The following is a 1,452-nucleotide window of genomic DNA, read 5'->3' as shown; positions in this document are numbered from 1 at the left end:
CAGTCGCGGGTGGGCACAGTTAGTTACAAACCCCCCCCCACACCCCCCTCCCCCCCCGCGCCCCCCCCCGGGCGGCGGGGGCCACCCGCCCCCCGGGCCCGTCGCGTGCTCCGACGCCGCTGCCGCGCCGTGTGCCGCAGTCGAGCCTGGCGCTCGAACTGCGCGAGGACTCGGCACCGGCCGAGGAGGACGGCTTCCCCGACGACTTCACGCCGGAACGGGCCGCCTCCTCACTGGCCGGCTTCCAGCGCGGAACGCTCCGGGCGCGTGACGAGGGCGCCGATCCGCAGTACGACCAGGCAGAGACAACCGCTCCGAAGGATCCGGAGGTACCCGTCCCCGCAGCAGCCGAGCTCCCGGCTCCACCCGAGCAGCCGGATCCCGCTCCTCGACTCCGCCCCCCGACCGCTCATGAAGGACGCTGACATGACCCGCCCCACCCCTGCCACGCACACCCAGCTCGACCAGCTGCTCACCGGACTCGTCGACCGGGTAGCCGAGGTGAACCACGCCGTCGTCCTGTCCGAGGACGGACTCGTCGTCAGCAAGTCCACCGGGTTCCTGCGCGACGACGCCGAGCGCCTGGCGGCGACAGCGTCCGGCCTGATGAGCCTGAGCAAGGGCGTCAGCATGGACTTCCGCGGCGGCCCGGTGCGTCAGGCCCTCATCGAGATGGCCAACAGCTACCTGATCCTGACCTCGGCCGGACCCGGCGCCCATCTCGTCGTCCTGACCGGCCAGGGCGCGGACGTGGGTGTGGTGGCGTACCAGATGAACATGCTGGTGAAGAAGATCGGCGAGCACCTCAGCGCGGCGCCGCGCGCGGGTGTCGTCGCCGGCGCCGAACGCGGCGAGTGAGGTGAGCGAAGGCGACGCGGCGGGCCGTCTCGTGCGGCCGTTCACCCTGACCGGTGGGCGGACCAGGCCCAGCCGCGCCGACTTCACCCTGATCACGACGGTGACGGCGGTGGATCCGCAGCCCGAGTGGGCGGGCCGGCTGCAGCCCGAGCATGCCCGGATCCTCAGAGGGTGTGCGCGGCCGATCGCCGTCGCCGAGCTCGCCGCCCACCTCGACCTGCCCGTGAGCGTCGTCGTCATCCTGCTCTGCGACCTGCTGGAGGCGGGCCGGATCACGGCCCACCCGCCGCATCCCGTCTGTGGTGCCGAACCGGACCTGGAGCTGCTGCAGAAACTCCGGGACGGCCTCGGCCGTCTCTAGAGCCGGTCCGCCGGACCCCGGAACCGCCGGCCGAGCCCCGGCTCCGCCGCCGCAAGAGGCACCTCCCCGTCTCCGCCGACCCGCGACGAAAGGGCATCGCGACTCATGGTCAGCCAGATCCGCCGGACGGCACCCCGCGCCGTCGCCGGGCCGGCCGCCGCGCCCCACACCCACAACATCCTGATAGCCGGGGGCGTCGGTGTGGGCCTGTCTCTTATAAACAAAACCGAGCC

Annotated in this window: 3 protein-coding genes; all 3 read left to right on the top strand. The window is 72.9% G+C overall.

The window, feature by feature from the left end; all coding sequences use genetic code 11:
* Positions 1 to 131: 131 nt before the first annotated feature.
* From ACFW2E_RS46820 to ACFW2E_RS46810, 3 genes are read left to right on the top strand one after another with little or no spacing between them, the layout of a single operon-like run.
* Positions 132 to 425: a hypothetical protein gene (locus ACFW2E_RS46820; protein ID WP_384478258.1), complete on the top strand. Its 294-nt coding sequence runs from the start codon at positions 132 to 134 to the stop codon at positions 423 to 425.
* Position 426: 1 nt separating this feature from the next.
* Positions 427 to 858: a roadblock/LC7 domain-containing protein gene (locus ACFW2E_RS46815; RefSeq protein WP_384478256.1), complete on the top strand. Its 432-nt coding sequence runs from the start codon at positions 427 to 429 to the stop codon at positions 856 to 858.
* 1 nt (position 859) lies between these two features.
* Positions 860 to 1,219: a DUF742 domain-containing protein gene (locus tag ACFW2E_RS46810; protein ID WP_384478253.1), complete on the top strand. Its 360-nt coding sequence runs from the start codon at positions 860 to 862 to the stop codon at positions 1,217 to 1,219.
* The last annotated feature ends 233 nt before the right edge of the window (positions 1,220 to 1,452 follow it).

The sequence above is a fragment of the Streptomyces sp. NPDC058964 genome (assembly GCF_042741275.1).
Taxonomy (GTDB): domain Bacteria; phylum Actinomycetota; class Actinomycetes; order Streptomycetales; family Streptomycetaceae; genus Streptomyces.
Note: the sequence above shows the minus strand (reverse complement) of the source record. Positions and strands in the feature narration are given on the sequence as shown.

Coding starts and splice junctions, on each gene's coding strand:
- ACFW2E_RS46815 (WP_384478256.1), top strand. CDS start 427: ATGACCCGCCCCACCCCTGCCACGCACACCCAGCTCGACCAGCTGCTC.